This window comes from Prochlorococcus marinus subsp. marinus str. CCMP1375 (assembly GCF_000007925.1).
Lineage (GTDB): Bacteria > Cyanobacteriota > Cyanobacteriia > PCC-6307 > Cyanobiaceae > Prochlorococcus_E > Prochlorococcus_E marinus.
This window is the reverse complement of sequence record NC_005042.1, coordinates 832,147-847,531: the sequence shown is the minus strand read 5'-3', so window position 1 is coordinate 847,531 and position 15,385 is coordinate 832,147. Positions and strand designations below refer to the sequence as shown.

At 35.0% G+C, this 15,385-nt stretch carries 20 protein-coding genes; 13 read left to right on the top strand and 7 right to left on the bottom strand.

What is annotated here, in order from left to right:
- Positions 1 to 21 precede the first annotated feature (21 nt).
- From PRO_RS04580 to psaK, 4 genes are all read left to right on the top strand, one after another.
- A complete protein-coding gene (locus PRO_RS04580) occupies positions 22 to 573 on the top strand; it encodes a peroxiredoxin (RefSeq protein ID WP_011125084.1) in 552 nt (183 codons plus the stop codon).
- Positions 573 to 887: a DUF2499 domain-containing protein gene (locus PRO_RS04575; protein ID WP_011125083.1), complete on the top strand. Its 315-nt coding sequence runs from the start codon at positions 573 to 575 to the stop codon at positions 885 to 887. The genes PRO_RS04580 and PRO_RS04575 overlap by 1 nt, the downstream gene beginning before the upstream one ends.
- Positions 884 to 1,198: a DUF3593 domain-containing protein gene (locus tag PRO_RS04570; RefSeq protein ID WP_011125082.1), complete on the top strand. Its 315-nt coding sequence runs from the start codon at positions 884 to 886 to the stop codon at positions 1,196 to 1,198. Before PRO_RS04575 ends, PRO_RS04570 begins: the two co-directional genes overlap by 4 nt.
- Before the next feature lie 76 nt (positions 1,199 to 1,274).
- Positions 1,275 to 1,532 carry a photosystem I reaction center subunit PsaK gene (gene psaK, locus PRO_RS04565; protein WP_011125081.1) on the top strand — a complete coding sequence of 86 codons (258 nt, stop codon included), beginning with the start codon at positions 1,275 to 1,277 and terminating at the stop codon, positions 1,530 to 1,532.
- 170 nt (positions 1,533 to 1,702) lie between these two features.
- On the opposite strand, the gene dxs is transcribed toward psaK, so the two are convergent.
- On the bottom strand, positions 1,703 to 3,634 hold the full coding sequence (gene dxs, locus PRO_RS04560) for a 1-deoxy-D-xylulose-5-phosphate synthase (RefSeq protein ID WP_011125080.1): 1,932 nt from the start codon (positions 3,632 to 3,634) through the stop codon (positions 1,703 to 1,705).
- Positions 3,635 to 3,750: 116 nt separating this feature from the next.
- On the opposite strand from dxs, the gene ilvA reads away from it, so the two are divergent.
- The 3 genes from ilvA (at position 3,751) to PRO_RS04545 (ending at position 6,192) form a co-directional block, all read left to right on the top strand.
- The gene (gene ilvA / locus PRO_RS04555) at positions 3,751 to 5,292 is read left to right on the top strand and encodes a threonine ammonia-lyase, biosynthetic (protein WP_011125079.1); all 1,542 of its coding nucleotides are present in this window, start codon (positions 3,751 to 3,753) and stop codon (positions 5,290 to 5,292) included.
- A gap of 88 nt (positions 5,293 to 5,380) precedes the next feature.
- Positions 5,381 to 5,863 carry an SMC-Scp complex subunit ScpB gene (gene scpB, locus PRO_RS04550; protein WP_011125078.1) on the top strand — a complete coding sequence of 161 codons (483 nt, stop codon included), beginning with the start codon at positions 5,381 to 5,383 and terminating at the stop codon, positions 5,861 to 5,863.
- Positions 5,864 to 5,886: 23 nt separating this feature from the next.
- Positions 5,887 to 6,192, top strand: coding sequence for a YggT family protein (locus PRO_RS04545; protein ID WP_011125077.1), 306 nt, complete (start codon positions 5,887 to 5,889; stop codon positions 6,190 to 6,192).
- A 19-nt stretch (positions 6,193 to 6,211) separates the two neighbouring features.
- Here the strand turns inward: PRO_RS04545 and PRO_RS04540 are convergent, their stop codons facing one another.
- Complete coding sequence (locus tag PRO_RS04540; protein ID WP_011125076.1) at positions 6,212 to 6,541, bottom strand: nucleoside triphosphate pyrophosphohydrolase family protein; 330 nt, start codon at positions 6,539 to 6,541, stop codon at positions 6,212 to 6,214.
- Positions 6,542 to 6,618: 77 nt separating this feature from the next.
- On the opposite strand from PRO_RS04540, the gene pyk reads away from it, so the two are divergent.
- From pyk to ftsH, 3 genes are all read left to right on the top strand, one after another.
- On the top strand, positions 6,619 to 8,403 hold the full coding sequence (gene pyk / locus PRO_RS04535; RefSeq protein WP_011125075.1) for a pyruvate kinase: 1,785 nt from the start codon (positions 6,619 to 6,621) through the stop codon (positions 8,401 to 8,403).
- Positions 8,404 to 8,408: 5 nt separating this feature from the next.
- Positions 8,409 to 9,638, top strand: a complete 1,230-nt coding sequence (locus PRO_RS04530; RefSeq protein WP_011125074.1) for an ABC transporter permease — start codon at positions 8,409 to 8,411, stop codon at positions 9,636 to 9,638.
- Positions 9,639 to 9,754: 116 nt separating this feature from the next.
- A complete protein-coding gene (gene ftsH / locus PRO_RS04525) occupies positions 9,755 to 11,671 on the top strand; it encodes an ATP-dependent zinc metalloprotease FtsH (protein ID WP_011125073.1) in 1,917 nt (638 codons plus the stop codon).
- A gap of 11 nt (positions 11,672 to 11,682) precedes the next feature.
- Here the strand turns inward: ftsH and clpP are convergent, their stop codons facing one another.
- On the bottom strand, positions 11,683 to 12,273 hold the full coding sequence (gene clpP / locus PRO_RS04520) for an ATP-dependent Clp endopeptidase proteolytic subunit ClpP (protein ID WP_011125072.1): 591 nt from the start codon (positions 12,271 to 12,273) through the stop codon (positions 11,683 to 11,685).
- Positions 12,274 to 12,350: 77 nt separating this feature from the next.
- On the opposite strand from clpP, the gene psb29 reads away from it, so the two are divergent.
- On the top strand, positions 12,351 to 12,995 hold the full coding sequence (gene psb29 / locus PRO_RS04515) for a photosystem II biogenesis protein Psp29 (RefSeq protein WP_011125071.1): 645 nt from the start codon (positions 12,351 to 12,353) through the stop codon (positions 12,993 to 12,995).
- Positions 12,996 to 13,147: 152 nt separating this feature from the next.
- On the opposite strand, the gene petN is transcribed toward psb29, so the two are convergent.
- Positions 13,148 to 13,249, bottom strand: coding sequence for a cytochrome b6-f complex subunit PetN (gene petN / locus PRO_RS04510; protein ID WP_011125070.1), 102 nt, complete (start codon positions 13,247 to 13,249; stop codon positions 13,148 to 13,150).
- 96 nt (positions 13,250 to 13,345) lie between these two features.
- Between petN and PRO_RS04505 the strand changes: the two genes are divergently transcribed.
- Entirely contained in the window at positions 13,346 to 13,621 is a 276-nt protein-coding gene (locus tag PRO_RS04505; RefSeq protein ID WP_011125069.1) for a DUF2103 domain-containing protein, read from the top strand.
- Here PRO_RS04505 and PRO_RS09600 read toward each other — a convergent pair.
- From PRO_RS09600 to PRO_RS04495, 3 genes are all read right to left on the bottom strand, one after another.
- Positions 13,614 to 13,739 (bottom strand): hypothetical protein, encoded by a 126-nt coding sequence (locus PRO_RS09600; protein WP_268741281.1) that lies wholly within the window; start codon positions 13,737 to 13,739, stop codon positions 13,614 to 13,616. The two genes, PRO_RS04505 and PRO_RS09600, sit on opposite strands and share 8 nt — an antisense overlap.
- Before the next feature lie 357 nt (positions 13,740 to 14,096).
- Positions 14,097 to 14,468, bottom strand: coding sequence for a hypothetical protein (locus tag PRO_RS04500; RefSeq protein WP_164923229.1), 372 nt, complete (start codon positions 14,466 to 14,468; stop codon positions 14,097 to 14,099).
- Positions 14,458 to 14,727 (bottom strand): hypothetical protein, encoded by a 270-nt coding sequence (locus PRO_RS04495; protein WP_011125067.1) that lies wholly within the window; start codon positions 14,725 to 14,727, stop codon positions 14,458 to 14,460. The genes PRO_RS04500 and PRO_RS04495 overlap by 11 nt, the downstream gene beginning before the upstream one ends.
- Positions 14,728 to 14,914: 187 nt before the next feature.
- Between PRO_RS04495 and PRO_RS04490 the strand changes: the two genes are divergently transcribed.
- Positions 14,915 to 15,298 carry a hypothetical protein gene (locus PRO_RS04490; protein WP_011125066.1) on the top strand — a complete coding sequence of 128 codons (384 nt, stop codon included), beginning with the start codon at positions 14,915 to 14,917 and terminating at the stop codon, positions 15,296 to 15,298.
- The last annotated feature ends 87 nt before the right edge of the window (positions 15,299 to 15,385 follow it).

The window sequence follows — 15,385 nt, the reverse complement described above, 5'->3', positions numbered from 1 at the left end:
ATAAACCAGTTAATCTTATATATGGTTATAAACTATATTAAAAATATAATATTTATATTAATATTTGCAATAACTATCACATCATATCCTTCAATTGTATTTTCAAATAGTGTTCCTAATATTAATGAACAAGCGCCTGGATTTGAATTAGAAGGTTATAACCCTGAAAGGCCTGATAAGACTAAATGGTCTTCAAATGACTTCAAAGGATCATGGCTGATATTGTATTTTTACCCTGAGGATGCCACATCTGGATGTACAATTGAAGCAAAAGGATTTCAAAGATTAAATAAAGAGTTCTTGTCTCATAAAGCTAATATTGTAGGTATTAGTAAAGACTCAAAAGCCAGTCATAAATTATTCTGTAGTGACCAGAAATTAGATTTTACATTATTATCAGATAAGGATAGTCAGATAAGTAAGTCCTTTGGCTCATGGCAAGAAGGTTTTTCAAGTAGAAATACATTCTTAATTGATCCAAATGGAATAATTAAATATCGATGGTTGGCAGTAATTCCAATAAAACATGCTAAGGAAGTACTTAGTGTATTAAACAGAATAGATCAAACGTAATGCATTCACTCTCTACTGCTACTTGGTTCATTCACATACTTACTCTGTTTGAATGGATATTGGCAATAATAATAATTGCTAAATTATCAACACAAAATAATAGTACGAGAAAGCTAATCTGGTTAGCATTTGCCATGCTTCCCAATCTTGCAAGTGCCATGGCAGCTATTACTTGGCATATTTTTGACAACGACAGTGGCTTGTATGGACTAGTTTATATTCAAGCTTTACTAACATTTTTAGGTAACTCAGCACTAGCATTTGCAGCTTGGAGAATATTTATAAGCGAGAAGCAATCAACGAATATCACATGAATAACTTTTTCTTGCTTTTAAATAGTCTTGATCCTGGTCCGATTTTTATCCTGTCCTTGTTTCCATACCTTGTTTTTCTTTACTGGGCTCAAAAAACTTCTTACATACCCCAAACAGCCTTATTAGGCTTCCGTTTAACTCTTCTTTTTGTTGCTATGACAATAATTTTTTCAATAATTGCCAAATTGAAATATGACTCCGAATTAACAGATGTGGACCATTTGCATGGTTTAGCGGAGTCCTTTCTTGCCCTTAGCGATGGACTAGTAGTGCTTGGTTTCTTTGGATTGATGACCAAAACAAGTAAATAACTTTTACGAGGTCATGAATCTATGTGGTCAAATGTGCTTTATCAAGGAGAATAATAATGTTGCTTTTTATGTGTTAATGATTACAACGCTATTGGCTACCGCAGCACCAGAATTTCATTGGTCCCCAAAATGTGCGGCAATCATGATCTTATGCAATGTTCTGGCCTACGCAATAGCTAGAGCTAACATTGCCCAGCCTAACGAAGGATTCGAAATACCTAACTCTAAGTTCTTTGGAGGGATGAGCCATGCATCTGTAGTTGCTGCCAATTGTCTAGGACACATACTTGGGATAGGCTCTATTCTTGGATTGGCTGCAAGAGGCGTTCTGTAAAATTTTCCATTTTACTGACTAAGCTAGAAAACTATTAACCTAAGACAAATTTTATAAATAGCTCATTAGGCATATTTTAAATCACTAAAATAGCTTACAGATTCCTAATGTTTAATAATAATGGGATACGTAAAATTTACTTGAAAAGAATAACCTTATATTACTTTTAATCAAATAGTACTGGTATTTGAGTTTTTTACAAATAAAGAATCTGAGTTATCCCAACCAAAACGTTTTTTAATATTATCTGCCATAGCAGTAGGAGTTAAACCTAATTCTTCTTTGCTTTGTTGCGGACTAGCATGATGAACTAATTTATCTGGGATACCGATACGATATGTCGATACAGCTATGTCTTGGTCAGCAAACGATTCAACAATTGCAGAACCAAATCCACCTAAAAGTGTACCTTCCTCCATTGTCACGACCTTACCAATTCTTCTGGCTAATGGGTGTATTAATCCTTGGTCAAGGGGTCTTAAGAATCTTGCATTTATAACAGTTGCGGAAATACCAGATTCTTTCAAACATAATGCCGTCTTCTGAGCTGGTGCAACCATGGAACCATATGCAATTATTAGCAAATCACTTCCTTCTGAAAGGATTTCTCCTCGACCGATCTTCAGTGGATCCCAACCTTCTTCCATTAAAGTTACACCTTCACCTGGGCCTCGGGGGATACGAAGTGCAGTAGGGCCATCGTGACTTAAACAAGTCACTAACATTCTCTGGAGCTCTGCCTCATCTTTTGGAGCCATAACAGTGAAATTGGGGATTGATCTTAAATAACTGATGTCATACTGCCCTTGATGAGTAGGTCCATCAGCTCCCACAATTCCCGCTCTATCCATTACAAAAGTTACTGGCAAATTTTGAATGCCAACATCATGAATAAGTTGGTCGAAAGCCCTCTGCAAAAAAGTACTGTATATCGCACATACTGGTCTTAAACCATCACAAGCCATACCTGCAGCAAGAGTAACAGCATGCTGCTCTGCTATCCCTACATCTATGTATTGATCTGGAATAGCCTTTTGAAGTAAATCAAGTCCTGTACCTGTGGCCATGGCTGCTGTTATACCCACTACCTTGCTATTTTGTTCACAAATTTTGACTAGGGTTTGCCCAAACACTTTGCTATAACTAGGAGGCTTAGGTGTTTTTGAAGGAATTGATTTGCCTGTTGTTAAATCAAATGCCGATTGAGCATGATATCCAACTTGATCGGCTTCCGCATATGGATAACCTTTTCCTTTGGTGGTAGCAACATGAACTAATACTGGTCCACCTATCCTGTGAGCTGCTTGAAAAGTACGAGTCATTTGAGCTATATCATGTCCATCAACTGGGCCCATATAAGTGAAGCCTAATTCCTCAAAAACTGCTCCAACTTTGGGAACTGCTAAACGTTTAACACTCCCAGTAAGAGATTTTATTTCCTGAGGGATTTCCTTCCCAATAAAAGGTATATTTCTGACTCCTTCCTGAACGCTATCTGAAATAAATTGAATTGGGGCACTATGCCTCATTCGATTTAAATGAGTTGAAAGGGCCCCAACAGGAGGCGAAATAGACATGTCATTATCATTTAATACAACTAAAAAAGGAGTACTTGGAAGATGGCCTGCGTGATTAATTGCTTCTAAAGCCATCCCACCAGTAAGAGCACCATCACCTATCACCGCTACACATTTATAATCCTTTCCTTGTCTATCTCTAGCTAGAGCCATACCCAAGGCTGCTGATATAGAAGTACTTGCATGACCAGCTCCAAAATGATCAAAAGAACTTTCTGAACGTTTTAAATATCCTGCAACTCCATTTTGCTGTCTTAATGAATCAAAATCGCCATAACGTCCTGTCAATAGTTTGTGAGGATAAGCCTGATGTCCTACATCCCAAACAACCTTGTCGTGATCGAGATCTAAGGTTTGATATAAAGCAAGTGTTAATTCAACTACACCCAACCCAGGTCCAAGATGCCCTCCACTTGTTGAAACAACTTGAAGATGCCTTTCTCGAATCTGACAGGCAACATCCTCAAGTTGAGCTGTAGTCAAACCATGTAACTGATTAGGATGGCTAACATCGCTCAGACGCATAACCGTAAGAGTTATTTCTAACAATCTACGGTGTCTTACTCCATTTAGAAAAGATTATTACCTAATCCAAAATGGATAGTAGGAAAAACAACCTCAAAATCTGACAGAATGAACATATGGTGGACTATTTACATAAAATTCTTACTGCTCGTGTTTACGACGTAGCAAGAGAAACCCCCTTAGAGAAGGCATTTAATCTGAGTAAAAGAGTTCAAAATGATATTTGGCTAAAAAGAGAGGACCTACAGCCAGTTTTTTCCTTCAAATTAAGAGGGGCATATAACCGTATGTCGAATTTGACACAGAAAGAACTGGAAAAAGGTGTAGTTGCATCTAGCGCTGGGAATCACGCACAAGGAGTGGCCTTAAGTGCACAACACTTAAAATGCCGAGCTGTGATAGTGATGCCTATAACAACTCCCCCAGTAAAAATACAAGCAGTTAAATCATTAAAAGCAAAAGTAATACTTCATGGAGATACATACGATGAAGCATATTTAGAAGCCATCAGGCTCAGCAAGGAAGAAGAACTGGTTTTCATTCATCCTTTTGACGATCCACTTGTTATTGCAGGTCAAGGCACAATTGGTGTTGAGATTCTAAGACAAATAGATCAACCACCTTATGCAATCTATGTTGCAGTTGGCGGGGGTGGATTAATAGCAGGAGTCGGAGCTTATATTAAAAACTTGTGGCCTGAAGTAAAGATAATTGGCGTAGAGCCAGAAGATGCATCAGCAATGACATCTTCTTTAAAAGCAAATAAGAGAATTGAACTTTCTAATGTAGGTCTATTTGCTGATGGTGTAGCAGTTAAGCAAGTTGGTGAAGAAACTTTCAAGCTGGCTAAAAAATATGTTGATGAGATGATCACAGTCAATACTGATCAAATTTGTGCTGCTATTAAAGATTTTTTTGAGGATACTAGAGGAATACTCGAGCCTGCAGGTGCCCTAGCAATTGCTGGATTAAAAGCTCATATTCAGAAAAATGATCTAAAAGATAAACATCTTGTTGCAATTACATGTGGAGCAAATATGAATTTTGAAAGGCTAAGGTTTGTAGCTGAAAGAGCTCTATTAGGTGAAAGCAAAGAGGCAATGATGGCCATAGAAATAGAAGAAAAAGCTGGTAGCTTAAAGATGTTATGTAAGGTAATTGATAATAGAAATCTAACAGAGTTTAGTTATCGTATATCACAAACCAAAACAGCTAATATTTTTATGGCTGTAGAAGTAGCAAACAAAGAAGATCGTATTTCTCTCTTTAATAAAATAAAATCACATGGATTTAAAATAATAGACCTTAGTGATGATGAATTATCAAAAATACATTTAAGGCATATGATTGGAGGAAGGTTCCCTAATGTTATAAGAAATCAAAAAAAATCTTATAAAGAGCTTTTATATAGGTTTGAGTTCCCTGAGCGCCCAGGGGCTTTAATGAATTTTCTCGAAGCGATGAATCCGGAATGGAGTATAAGCATTTTTAACTACAGAAACCATGGTGCAGATATAGGAAGAATTGTCATAGGAGTCTTAGTACATGACAAAGATTTAGTTGCATGGAGGAATTTCCTTAATGAACTTGGTTACAAATACTGGGAGGAGACAGAAAATGCAGCATATAAACTATTTTTGGGTGCACAACACGAATAATCAGGTTATTTTTAGGACAATTATTAATTGATCTGTTATCGCAAAAATTACATCCCAAAATAATGAAGCTGATATTCATGATCTTTCTTTGCCAGCAAGAATTGAAGCTGTCCTTTATTTAAAAGGTAAACCTATAAGCGTTGCTGAAATTTCAGAAGTATTGAAAGAGGAGAAAGCAATTATAGAAGAAGCTTTATTAGCTCTAATGGCAGGATATTCTCAAAGAGACACAGCCTTGGAAATTAAGGAAAATGAAGCTAAATATAGCCTTCAATTAAGAAAAGGGCTTGGTGAACTTGTACAAAATCTCTTACCAGTCGATATTTCAGGAGCAACCCTTAGAACTCTTGCAACAATAGCCCTTAAAAAAAGAATTCTGCAGTCAGAATTAGTAGACCTTAGAGGCTCTGGAGCTTATGAACATATAAAAGAGTTAGTCGAAATGAACTTTGTGGAAAGGAAAAGACAACGTGAAGGTAGATCTTTCTGGCTAACTCTTTCAGAGAAATTCCATAGAACATTCACTGTAATTCCTGATATAAATGACACAGATGATAAAAAAGCTGCTTAAAATAGAATTTTATCCTTAAAGAGATGTCAACCGTAATTTCAAATATTTTTGCTGTCCTCAGTCAGACACTATTTATTTACTCGTACATATTAATTCTAAGAGTATTACTTACATGGTTTCCAAATCTAGATTGGAGCAATCCAATTCTTAGTAATATCAGTGCAATAACAGATCCCTATTTAAATCTATTCAGAGGAATAATTCCAGCAATTGGGGGACTAGACATATCACCAATACTAGCATTTATAGTTTTGAATCTTGCCGAATCAGTATTAAGTAATTTAAGATTCGCATTCCTAAATAGTAGCCTGATTAATAGCTTTACATAAATAAATGTTTGCAATACAACTATCTATTGTCCCCACTACCAGATAGTTTACCTCGAATAGACCTACTAGATAGTTTTTCTAAATTAGAGCTAGCAACATCATTAAGTTCAAATCCCAATTCTGTTGACAATTGCGCTACGTACCAAAGTACGTCTCCTAATTCCATCTTGATTTGTTGCTTTTCATCTTCATCAAACAAGCCTTCTTTATCTCGTAGTACCTTTTTGACCTTGTCGGCCACTTCTCCTGATTCTCCAGCTAGGCCTAGCGTTGGATAAATAACATTGTTTCCGACGTTAGGATAACGCGCTGTGTCTCTTGATTTGTCTTGGTACTGATTAAGGTCCATGATAATAAGTAGTAAGCCTCAGAGGTAATCAAAATGAACGCAAGATGTTATTTTTCTGAGGATGTAAAGGCTCTCAAATGACAACGATAGATCTAAAACGTAGGACAAAGATCGTTGCGACAATAGGCCCTGCAACAGAAAGTCCAGAGAAAATCACAGAGCTTATTAAAGCAGGTGCTACAACCTTTAGACTGAATTTCTCGCATGGAGATCATGAAGAACATGCAAAACGGATAAAAACCATCAGATCTGTTGCATCAGATTTAGGAGTAAACATAGGCATTCTTCAGGATTTACAAGGTCCTAAAATCAGATTAGGAAGATTTAAAGAGGGTCCAGTCAACCTAAAAACAGGAGATGTATTTGCCCTAACTTCAGAAAACAAAGACTGCAATCAGGAAATAGCTAATGTCACCTATGAAAACCTTGTCAATGAGGTGGAAAAAGGAAAAAGAATATTATTAGATGATGGAAGAGTCGAAATGATTGTAGAGAATGTAGACAAGAAAAACAAATCACTTATTTGCAAAGTCACAGTTGGTGGAATTCTTTCAAACAACAAAGGGGTTAATTTCCCTGACGTACAACTATCAATTAATGCTTTAACTGAAAAAGATAAAATAGACCTTTCATTTGGTCTAAAACAAGGAGTTGACTGGGTAGCTCTAAGTTTTGTTAGGAATCCAGCGGATATTCAAGAAATCAAGGAATTAATCAGACGGCATGGTTATACCACTCCAATAGTTGCAAAAATAGAGAAATTTGAAGCAATAGACCAAATAGATTCAATACTCAGCCTTTGTGATGGGGTGATGGTTGCAAGAGGCGATTTGGGTGTTGAAATGGATGCAGAAGAAGTACCTTTGCTGCAGAAAGAATTAATTAAAAAGGCCAATAGCCTTGGGATACCAATTATTACAGCTACCCAGATGTTGGATTCGATGGCCTCGAGTCCTAGACCAACTAGGGCAGAAGTTAGCGATGTAGCTAATGCAATACTTGATGGTACAGATGCAGTAATGCTTTCTAACGAAACAGCAGTGGGAGATTATCCAATAGAAGCTGTCGAAACCATGGCAAAAATAGCAAGAAGAATCGAGAGGGATTACCCACAAAGAGCTTTAGAAAGCCACCTTCCAAGTACAATTCCTAATGCAATTAGTGCCGCAGTAAGTACTATTGCAAGACAATTAAACGCAGCAGCAATACTTCCCCTAACTAAAAGTGGTGCAACTGCTCATAATGTGAGTAAGTTTCGTCCTGCTACCCCAATTCTTGCCATAACAAGTGAAATTAGCGTCGCAAGAAGACTTCAATTGGTATGGGGTGTATCTCCCTTGTTGATAGATGCTCAAAAAAGCACAAGCAAAACCTTTGGAATAGCAATGGAGCAGGCAATGGACATGAAATTATTAAAGCCCGGAGATCAAGTAGTAGAAACAGCAGGAACCCTAACAGGCATAAGTGGTTCAACAGATTTAATTAAAGTAGGAATTGTCAGCAAGATAGTAGCGAGCGGAAAAACAAAACCAATCGTTAAAGAAGGAACAATAAGTGGCAAACTTAGAGTTATAAATAAAGCAACCGATCTGTCAGATTTAAAATCAGGCGAAATACTAGTACTTGCAGAAAATGTACAATATAATTTGGACACTAAAACTCATATATCAGCAATGATATTTGAAGGCGAATATTCATTAATCAATACAAATAATCAAATTGAAGATAATAATATAATTCCTGCTATATATAATGTAGAAGGAGCATGTACTAAATTTAAAAATGGCGAGATTGTCACACTAGATCTTAAAGATGGAAATATAATAAAGGGTCTTGCTCAGGACCTGAAAACATATAATTAATTATAATGGGCAGAAAAGTTCCACTAAATGAAATATTTTTAATGTCTTTAAAGACATTAAAGGCTAATAAATTAAGAAGTTCATTGACAATGTTAGGCATTATCATTGGCAATGCTTCAGTAATTACATTATTGGGTGTAGGCAAAGGAGCTCAGAAACTTGCTTCTAATCAATTAAGTAATCTAGGTGCCAACGTTTTGTTTGTCGTTCCTGGCAACAATAATACAAGAAGAAGAGGAGTAGCATTTCCTAGAAATCTTACGTTAAGGGATGCTATCGCTATAGAGCAACAAGTTCCTACAATAGAAAAGGTTGCCCCCCAAATATCTTCTAGCGAAGTAATCCAATATGAATCTAAAAGTTTTAGTTCTACAGTTCTAGGTGTCACACCTGATTTCTTGCAAGTAAGAAGTTTTGATATAGCAAAAGGTAGATTTATAAGTGAAAAAGATAATAACGGTGCAAAGAATGTTGCTATAATAGGACATGAATTAAATCAAGATCTATTTAATAATATAAATTCTCTAGGTAAAAACTTAAGAATAAAAGATCAATCTTTTCAAGTAATAGGTGTAATGGAACCAAAGGGTGCAGTATTTGGAAGCAACCAAGATAAAAATATATATATTCCATTAACAACTATGGTTAATAGAATTACAGGTAAAGACCCTACATATGGAGTTAGTTTGAGTTTCATAAGTATTCAAGCAAAAGATGCAAGAGCTATAAATGCTGCTAAATTTCAAATTACTAATCTATTGAGGCAGAGACACAACATAATCAAGGATGATGATTTTGCTGTTAGGTCGCAAAAAGATGCTCTATCTATAGTCTCAGCGATTACAGGAGGTTTAACATTAATGCTGGCAGCAATAGGAGGGATCTCATTATTCGTAGGAGGTATTGGAATTATGAATATAATGTTAGTTTCAGTTAGTGAAAGGACAGAAGAGATAGGTCTTAGAAAAGCAATAGGTGCAAGAGAAGCTGACATTATGCTTCAATTCCTTACTGAGGCTCTTGTTCTTGCTGTAATTGGAGGAATCTTAGGTGCTTTTATAGGCCTAGGCTCAGTTAATGGGATAGCTTTATTAACATCTCTTCCAGCTAATATTGAACTTAAGGTAATAATGTTTACTGTTAGTTTATCTGGATCAATTGGATTAATATTTGGCGTACTTCCAGCAAAGCGGGCTTCAAAGCTAGATCCTATAGTTGCCTTACGAAGTCTTTGAATAATTTTGAGAAAACCCACAATTTCATTTCTAGAAACTCACTAAAAAAATAATTCTCTAAAATCCAACGGATCAGCCATATATTCTCTTAGAATAAATTAAATTTCATTCAGTACATGAATCCAAGGTTTAGATCATTTGCTTTATGGTTAATCCCTATGGTTATTCTTCTGCTTGTTACATGGCAGATATTTACCAGCAACAGTACTAATGCCACAAAAACACCTGATGCGGCAATAGGTTCTAGAAATACTGCAGTGTCAAGGATGAGCTATGGAAGATTTATAGACTATGTAGATGCTGGAAGAGTTACTGCTGTTGATATTTTTGAAGGTGGAAGAAATGCGATAGTCGAAGCAGTAGATCCTGACTTAGATAACAGGGTTCAAAAAATAAGAGTTGACCTACCTGGATTGACACCTAATCTAATCAGCAAATTAAAAGAAGAAGGAATTAGTTTTGATGTTCATCCTGCTAAAACTGCTCCTCCTGGAATTGGTTTGATAGGAAACCTAATATTTCCAGTAATTTTAATTGGGGGACTGATATTTCTTGCAAGAAGATCAAACTCTATGCCTGGCGGACCTGGCCAAGCAATGCAATTCGGTAAGACAAAGGCAAGATTTGCAATGGAAGCCGAAACTGGAGTTCAATTTGATGATGTTGCAGGAGTAGAAGAAGCTAAAGAAGATCTAGAAGAAGTAGTTACTTTTTTAAAACAACCAGAAAGATTTACTTCAGTAGGAGCAAAGATTCCAAGAGGTGTACTTTTAGTTGGCCCTCCCGGGACAGGTAAAACTCTTTTAGCAAAAGCAATAGCTGGGGAAGCTGGCGTGCCTTTCTTTTCCTTATCTGGATCAGAATTTGTTGAAATGTTTGTTGGAGTTGGTGCAAGTAGAGTTAGAGATTTATTTAAAAGAGCAAAAGAAAATAGTCCTTGTTTAATTTTTATTGACGAAATTGATGCTGTAGGAAGACAACGAGGCGCAGGTATTGGAGGTGGTAATGATGAAAGGGAACAGACTTTAAATCAACTTCTAACAGAAATGGATGGATTTGAAGGTAATAGCGGAATCATAATCATTGCAGCAACGAATAGGCCAGACGTTTTAGATTCAGCCTTACTAAGACCAGGAAGGTTTGACCGACAAGTATCAGTAGATGCACCAGATATAAAAGGCAGGTTATCGATATTGACAGTACATTCTAAAAATAAAAAACTAGAAGAAGTACTTTCTTTAGAAAGTATCGCAAGAAGGACTCCAGGTTTTACTGGGGCTGATTTAGCTAACTTGCTAAATGAAGCTGCAATACTTACAGCAAGAAGAAGAAAAGAAGCTATTGGAATATCAGAGATAGATGATGCTGTTGATAGAATTATTGCCGGAATGGAAGGACAGCCTTTAACAGATGGAAGAAGCAAAAGATTAATTGCATATCATGAAATAGGGCATGCAATTGTGGGAACACTTTTAAAAGATCATGACCCAGTTCAAAAGGTAACTCTTATTCCAAGAGGGCAAGCCAAAGGTTTGACCTGGTTCTCACCAGATGAAGATCAAATGTTAGTAAGTAGAGCTCAGTTAAAAGCAAGAATTATGGGAGCTCTAGGAGGTAGAGCAGCTGAGGACGTTGTATTTGGTAGAGGAGAAGTTACCACTGGAGCCGGAGGGGACATACAGCAAGTTGCATCAATGGCTAGGCAAATGGTTACAAGGTTTGGAATGAGTAGGCTTGGCCCAATATCACTAGAAAATGATTCTCAAGAAGTATTTATTGGAAGGGATCTAATGACAAGATCAGATATATCAGACTCAATTTCTCAACAAATTGATGAGCAAGTAAGGAAGATAGTAAAAGAATGTTATCAAGCTACATTCGAATTAGTAAAATCTAACAGACAATCTATAGACAAATTAGTTGAATTACTAATAGAAAAAGAAACTATTAATGGTGAGGAATTAGTTAATGTACTTTCTCAATATACAGAAATACCTGAGAAAGTTAGAACTGAAAATATATTAAACAAATAGCATGTATAAGCTTAAAGAACACTAACAGGCTTCTTATTTAGTACATTGTCTATTATTCCATAGCTTATCGCTTCAGAAGGAGACATATAAAAATCTCTATCAGTATCTTCTGCAATTTTAGAGAGAGGCTGGCCTGTTCTATTTGATAATTCAGTATTTAGTTTTTGTTTGAGGAAAAGGATTTCGTCTGCCTGGATGCGTATATCAGTTGCCTGTCCTCTTGCTCCACCAAGTGGCTGATGAATCATAATCCTTGAATGCTGGAGGCTACTGCGCTTGCCTTTTGCTCCAGCACATAGGAGGAAAGCACCCATACTTGCAGCTAATCCGACACATACAGTATGCACATCAGGCTTGATATGTTGAATGGTATCAAAAATACCAAAACCATCATAAACAGAACCACCAGGAGAGTTTATATACAGAAAAATATCCTTTTCTGGATCTTCTGCTTCAAGAAAGAGCAATTGGGCAACAATACGATTTGCCGAATCATTAGTGACCTGCTCGCCAAGAAAAACTATCCTTTCACGTAAAAGTCTTGAGTAAATATCAAAGGCTCTTTCGCCGCGTCCAGTTTCCTCAACAACAATAGGGATCATTATAAAATTGATCGGTTTCCACGATACTAACTGCTATATTGCATTAGCTAAGGTCTTATTCGAATTTTATCAAAAAGTTGGGTGAACAAACTACCATTTCTGATAGCAAAGGATTATTCCACAAAGAATTTCCCTATGTTATTCCGCCTGTATACAGGAAAGTACTAGATGAATATTTAGTAGAGCTAAATTTGTTAAGCAATCAATCAAATTTTAAAATCGATACGATTTTTTCATATGGACTAATCATCTCATTTGAAAGATTTACTGTAGGTTATGAGCCTGACAGTCACATAAGTAAGATTCTTGAATCACTATGTAATTCATGTAATATTGATATAAAAGCAATAAAGGAATATTCAAATAATATTAAGAAATTGATTAATGAAAAAGGTATAAAAGAAATAATAAATATATTAACAGCTGAAATTAAAAAGTCAGTTGGTGGAATAGCATTATCAAATCAATCCGGAAAAGATAAGTACTACTCAAGGCTACATGCTATTGGAATCTATGAATTAATCAGCAATATAAATGAAGACAAGAAAGAAGGAGATGATAAAGAAATAATATCTGAATGTGTTGAAGCACTTGGATTTTCAAAAGATAGAGTTGAAAAAGATATAAATCAATATAAAAACTCTATGGAAAAAATTAAGGAAATGATGGAACTTATTAAGCTAACTGTAGAAGAAACAAAAAGGAAAGCAAAACTGAATTAAATCATTATTTCTTTAATTAGTTCTGCCGTCGCTTATCCTTAAAATCTATAATAGAAATATATCCTACTGAAATAGTAATGAATAAAAGCAATATAATTAATAAAATGGTGATGTACGAAGATATCGTTAAGCTAGAAAATAACAATCGTATATCAAAGATCAATTGTTCCATCACCGTTTCTCCCCCAAACAACCATGGCTATTGAAAAAGTAAAAATAGCAGCTAACGAAGCCCAAGCAAACGTAAAAAGCATTTCATATAAGGTATATAACTAAATTATACATCATATTTAGATGAAATATTAAAGTAATGACTACAAAGGGGAAAAGATAATGATAAATGAAAAAGCATGGGTAGATTAGTCCATACTCATAGCACTTATATTGATGGCCTGATAAGCATATTAAAGTCAGTGGCTAAAGATGAAGAAATAAAGACCATAACACCAGGTGTTATAGCGAGAGTTAGGGGCAATTCTGGTAAATTGAAAATTAAAATTACAAGGAAAATAAAAGGAGGGTTCAAATTAATTGCTCGAAAGGGTAAATCAGCTCAAGAAGTATATATATTGACAAACTATGATAATACTGAATTAGAAGATAAGATTAATAAATTGCTTACATAGTGTCTGAAGTATCTATTGGCTCTTCCTTAGAAGGTATTATTGATTGTGACATATCAATTAATAACTCTTCCTTAATAAGAGTCATAGCATCATCTAGCTCACTTCTATTATTCTGCATTTTATTTTTATGGTAATCACAGTAGCCAGGATTTCAATTATGTCTTCATATACAAACATAAAAACCTAAATCGAATGATTGAAGTTATTTTATAAAAAAATTAATGATGAATAAGCGTAATACACTATTACTTATAATTTTACTGTTAATAAATTCCGTTCCTATGTCATACTCAATAAGCAGTTCTGACTTAAGGAACATCTGTAGAAGAACCTCAAATTACCACAAATGTATTAGGGACTTTAAAAAACATATAGATACTCCAACCAACGAAATTGAAAGTACTAGTCCTATCCCTATAAAAGTAATTCCTTATTCCCAATATTAGAAAAGGAAAGTATTTATATAAAAATAGTATTATCTATTACACCAATCACGAATAAGTTCTTTCTCAAAATTAACCATAGCTTGACTCCATTCCCTCCAATTTAAATTAGAGTCTGTAACATTAAGAAGAGACTTGCTACAATCAATTGCTATATATATCTTCTTGTTAGACTTATTTGAAGCTGGCACTATATATGTATCAGATTCAAAATAAAAGTGATTAAAATCCAGTGATAGTGGACCATACATTGATTTATTACTTTGGAACGTTTGTGAATTATTAGCGACTTGTGCAAAGTTAGTATAATTGAATCTATATGTACTATTAAGGCTGGCTAATGCATTTGTACTTAAAAGATAAGGCCATATCAATAAGTTAGTTAGATTTAGACTATATTTCATATTCATTTTTAAATTTTTCAAGCCTTGTGTAGTAATTCGATAGGATTTCCTCTGAATCAGCTGTATATCCAACCTCCTTATATTGTAAATTAATTTTATCTAGTAAATTTTTTGATGGTGCAAAAGCAACTGCATACTCTACTCTAATATCGTCATCATCAATATCATTGATCTTCGCAAGAATTAGCTCAATCTCTTTTTGTGCTTTAGAGACAATTGTTTCATACTCTTTAGATAACTTTCTTCTTTTTTTTACCATCCTTTTATAATATAATTGTATTAAATTATAGTATATTTTGGATAATTTTAAATTCGGATTAAAAAATAAATTAGTTATTGTGTTGTAAAATTAAATTATTCTTTGCCATCTGTAAAAAAGCAATATTTTAAGATATATTAAGGAAGCAACCATTAATGAACTGTCTAGCTAGGCAAGCAATCTAGAAATGACGACATCAGAAGAAAACAAAGTTAATAGAGAAGCAAGCAAAATAAAGAAAAAAGGTTCTTCTCTACCTTGGTGGGTAGAATTACTCTTTGTACAAATAGGCCTGCCCGAAAGATTTCTCCGTAAGATACTTAATTTCCAAGCTTCTAGTACTGAACATTTTGACAACCATAAGATCAAGTATTCGATAGGATTAATTATTCTGACATCAATGATCTATTTAAATCCATTAGTCCGAAATGCAAAAAATAGTAATTTATGTGTTAAGGATATATCTACGAGAATTACAATGAATGAAATCCAGCCTATAAACTCCCAACTAAAGCCAGCGAATAATGCACTTATTATTTGTAATGGGGGAAATAATATCCTTAGGAATTAATTCTTCTTGCTTGCTCTTTCAGATTCATCGATTTTATAAGTGGGTTTTTTATCAGGAGTTTTGCCTTCTATGAAACTAACGAATAAA

Bases quoted from the DNA above. Each gene is read 5' to 3' on its own strand.
- PRO_RS04580 (WP_011125084.1), top strand. From the start codon at position 22: ATGGTTATAAACTATATTAAAAATATAATATTTATATTAATATTTGCA.
- PRO_RS04575 (WP_011125083.1), top strand. From the start codon at position 573: ATGCATTCACTCTCTACTGCTACTTGGTTCATTCACATACTTACTCTG.
- PRO_RS04570 (WP_011125082.1), top strand. From the start codon at position 884: ATGAATAACTTTTTCTTGCTTTTAAATAGTCTTGATCCTGGTCCGATT.
- psaK (WP_011125081.1), top strand. From the start codon at position 1,275: ATGATTACAACGCTATTGGCTACCGCAGCACCAGAATTTCATTGGTCC.
- dxs (WP_011125080.1), bottom strand. From the start codon at position 3,634: ATGCGTCTGAGCGATGTTAGCCATCCTAATCAGTTACATGGTTTGACT.
- ilvA (WP_011125079.1), top strand. From the start codon at position 3,751: ATGGTGGACTATTTACATAAAATTCTTACTGCTCGTGTTTACGACGTA.
- PRO_RS04545 (WP_011125077.1), top strand. From the start codon at position 5,887: ATGTCAACCGTAATTTCAAATATTTTTGCTGTCCTCAGTCAGACACTA.
- PRO_RS04540 (WP_011125076.1), bottom strand. From the start codon at position 6,541: ATGGACCTTAATCAGTACCAAGACAAATCAAGAGACACAGCGCGTTAT.
- pyk (WP_011125075.1), top strand. From the start codon at position 6,619: ATGACAACGATAGATCTAAAACGTAGGACAAAGATCGTTGCGACAATA.
- PRO_RS04530 (WP_011125074.1), top strand. From the start codon at position 8,409: ATGGGCAGAAAAGTTCCACTAAATGAAATATTTTTAATGTCTTTAAAG.
- ftsH (WP_011125073.1), top strand. From the start codon at position 9,755: ATGAATCCAAGGTTTAGATCATTTGCTTTATGGTTAATCCCTATGGTT.
- clpP (WP_011125072.1), bottom strand. From the start codon at position 12,273: ATGATCCCTATTGTTGTTGAGGAAACTGGACGCGGCGAAAGAGCCTTT.
- petN (WP_011125070.1), bottom strand. From the start codon at position 13,249: ATGCTTTTTACGTTTGCTTGGGCTTCGTTAGCTGCTATTTTTACTTTT.
- PRO_RS04505 (WP_011125069.1), top strand. From the start codon at position 13,346: ATGGGTAGATTAGTCCATACTCATAGCACTTATATTGATGGCCTGATA.
- PRO_RS09600 (WP_268741281.1), bottom strand. From the start codon at position 13,739: ATGCAGAATAATAGAAGTGAGCTAGATGATGCTATGACTCTTATTAAG.
- PRO_RS04500 (WP_164923229.1), bottom strand. From the start codon at position 14,468: ATGAAATATAGTCTAAATCTAACTAACTTATTGATATGGCCTTATCTT.
- PRO_RS04495 (WP_011125067.1), bottom strand. From the start codon at position 14,727: ATGGTAAAAAAAAGAAGAAAGTTATCTAAAGAGTATGAAACAATTGTC.
- PRO_RS04490 (WP_011125066.1), top strand. From the start codon at position 14,915: ATGACGACATCAGAAGAAAACAAAGTTAATAGAGAAGCAAGCAAAATA.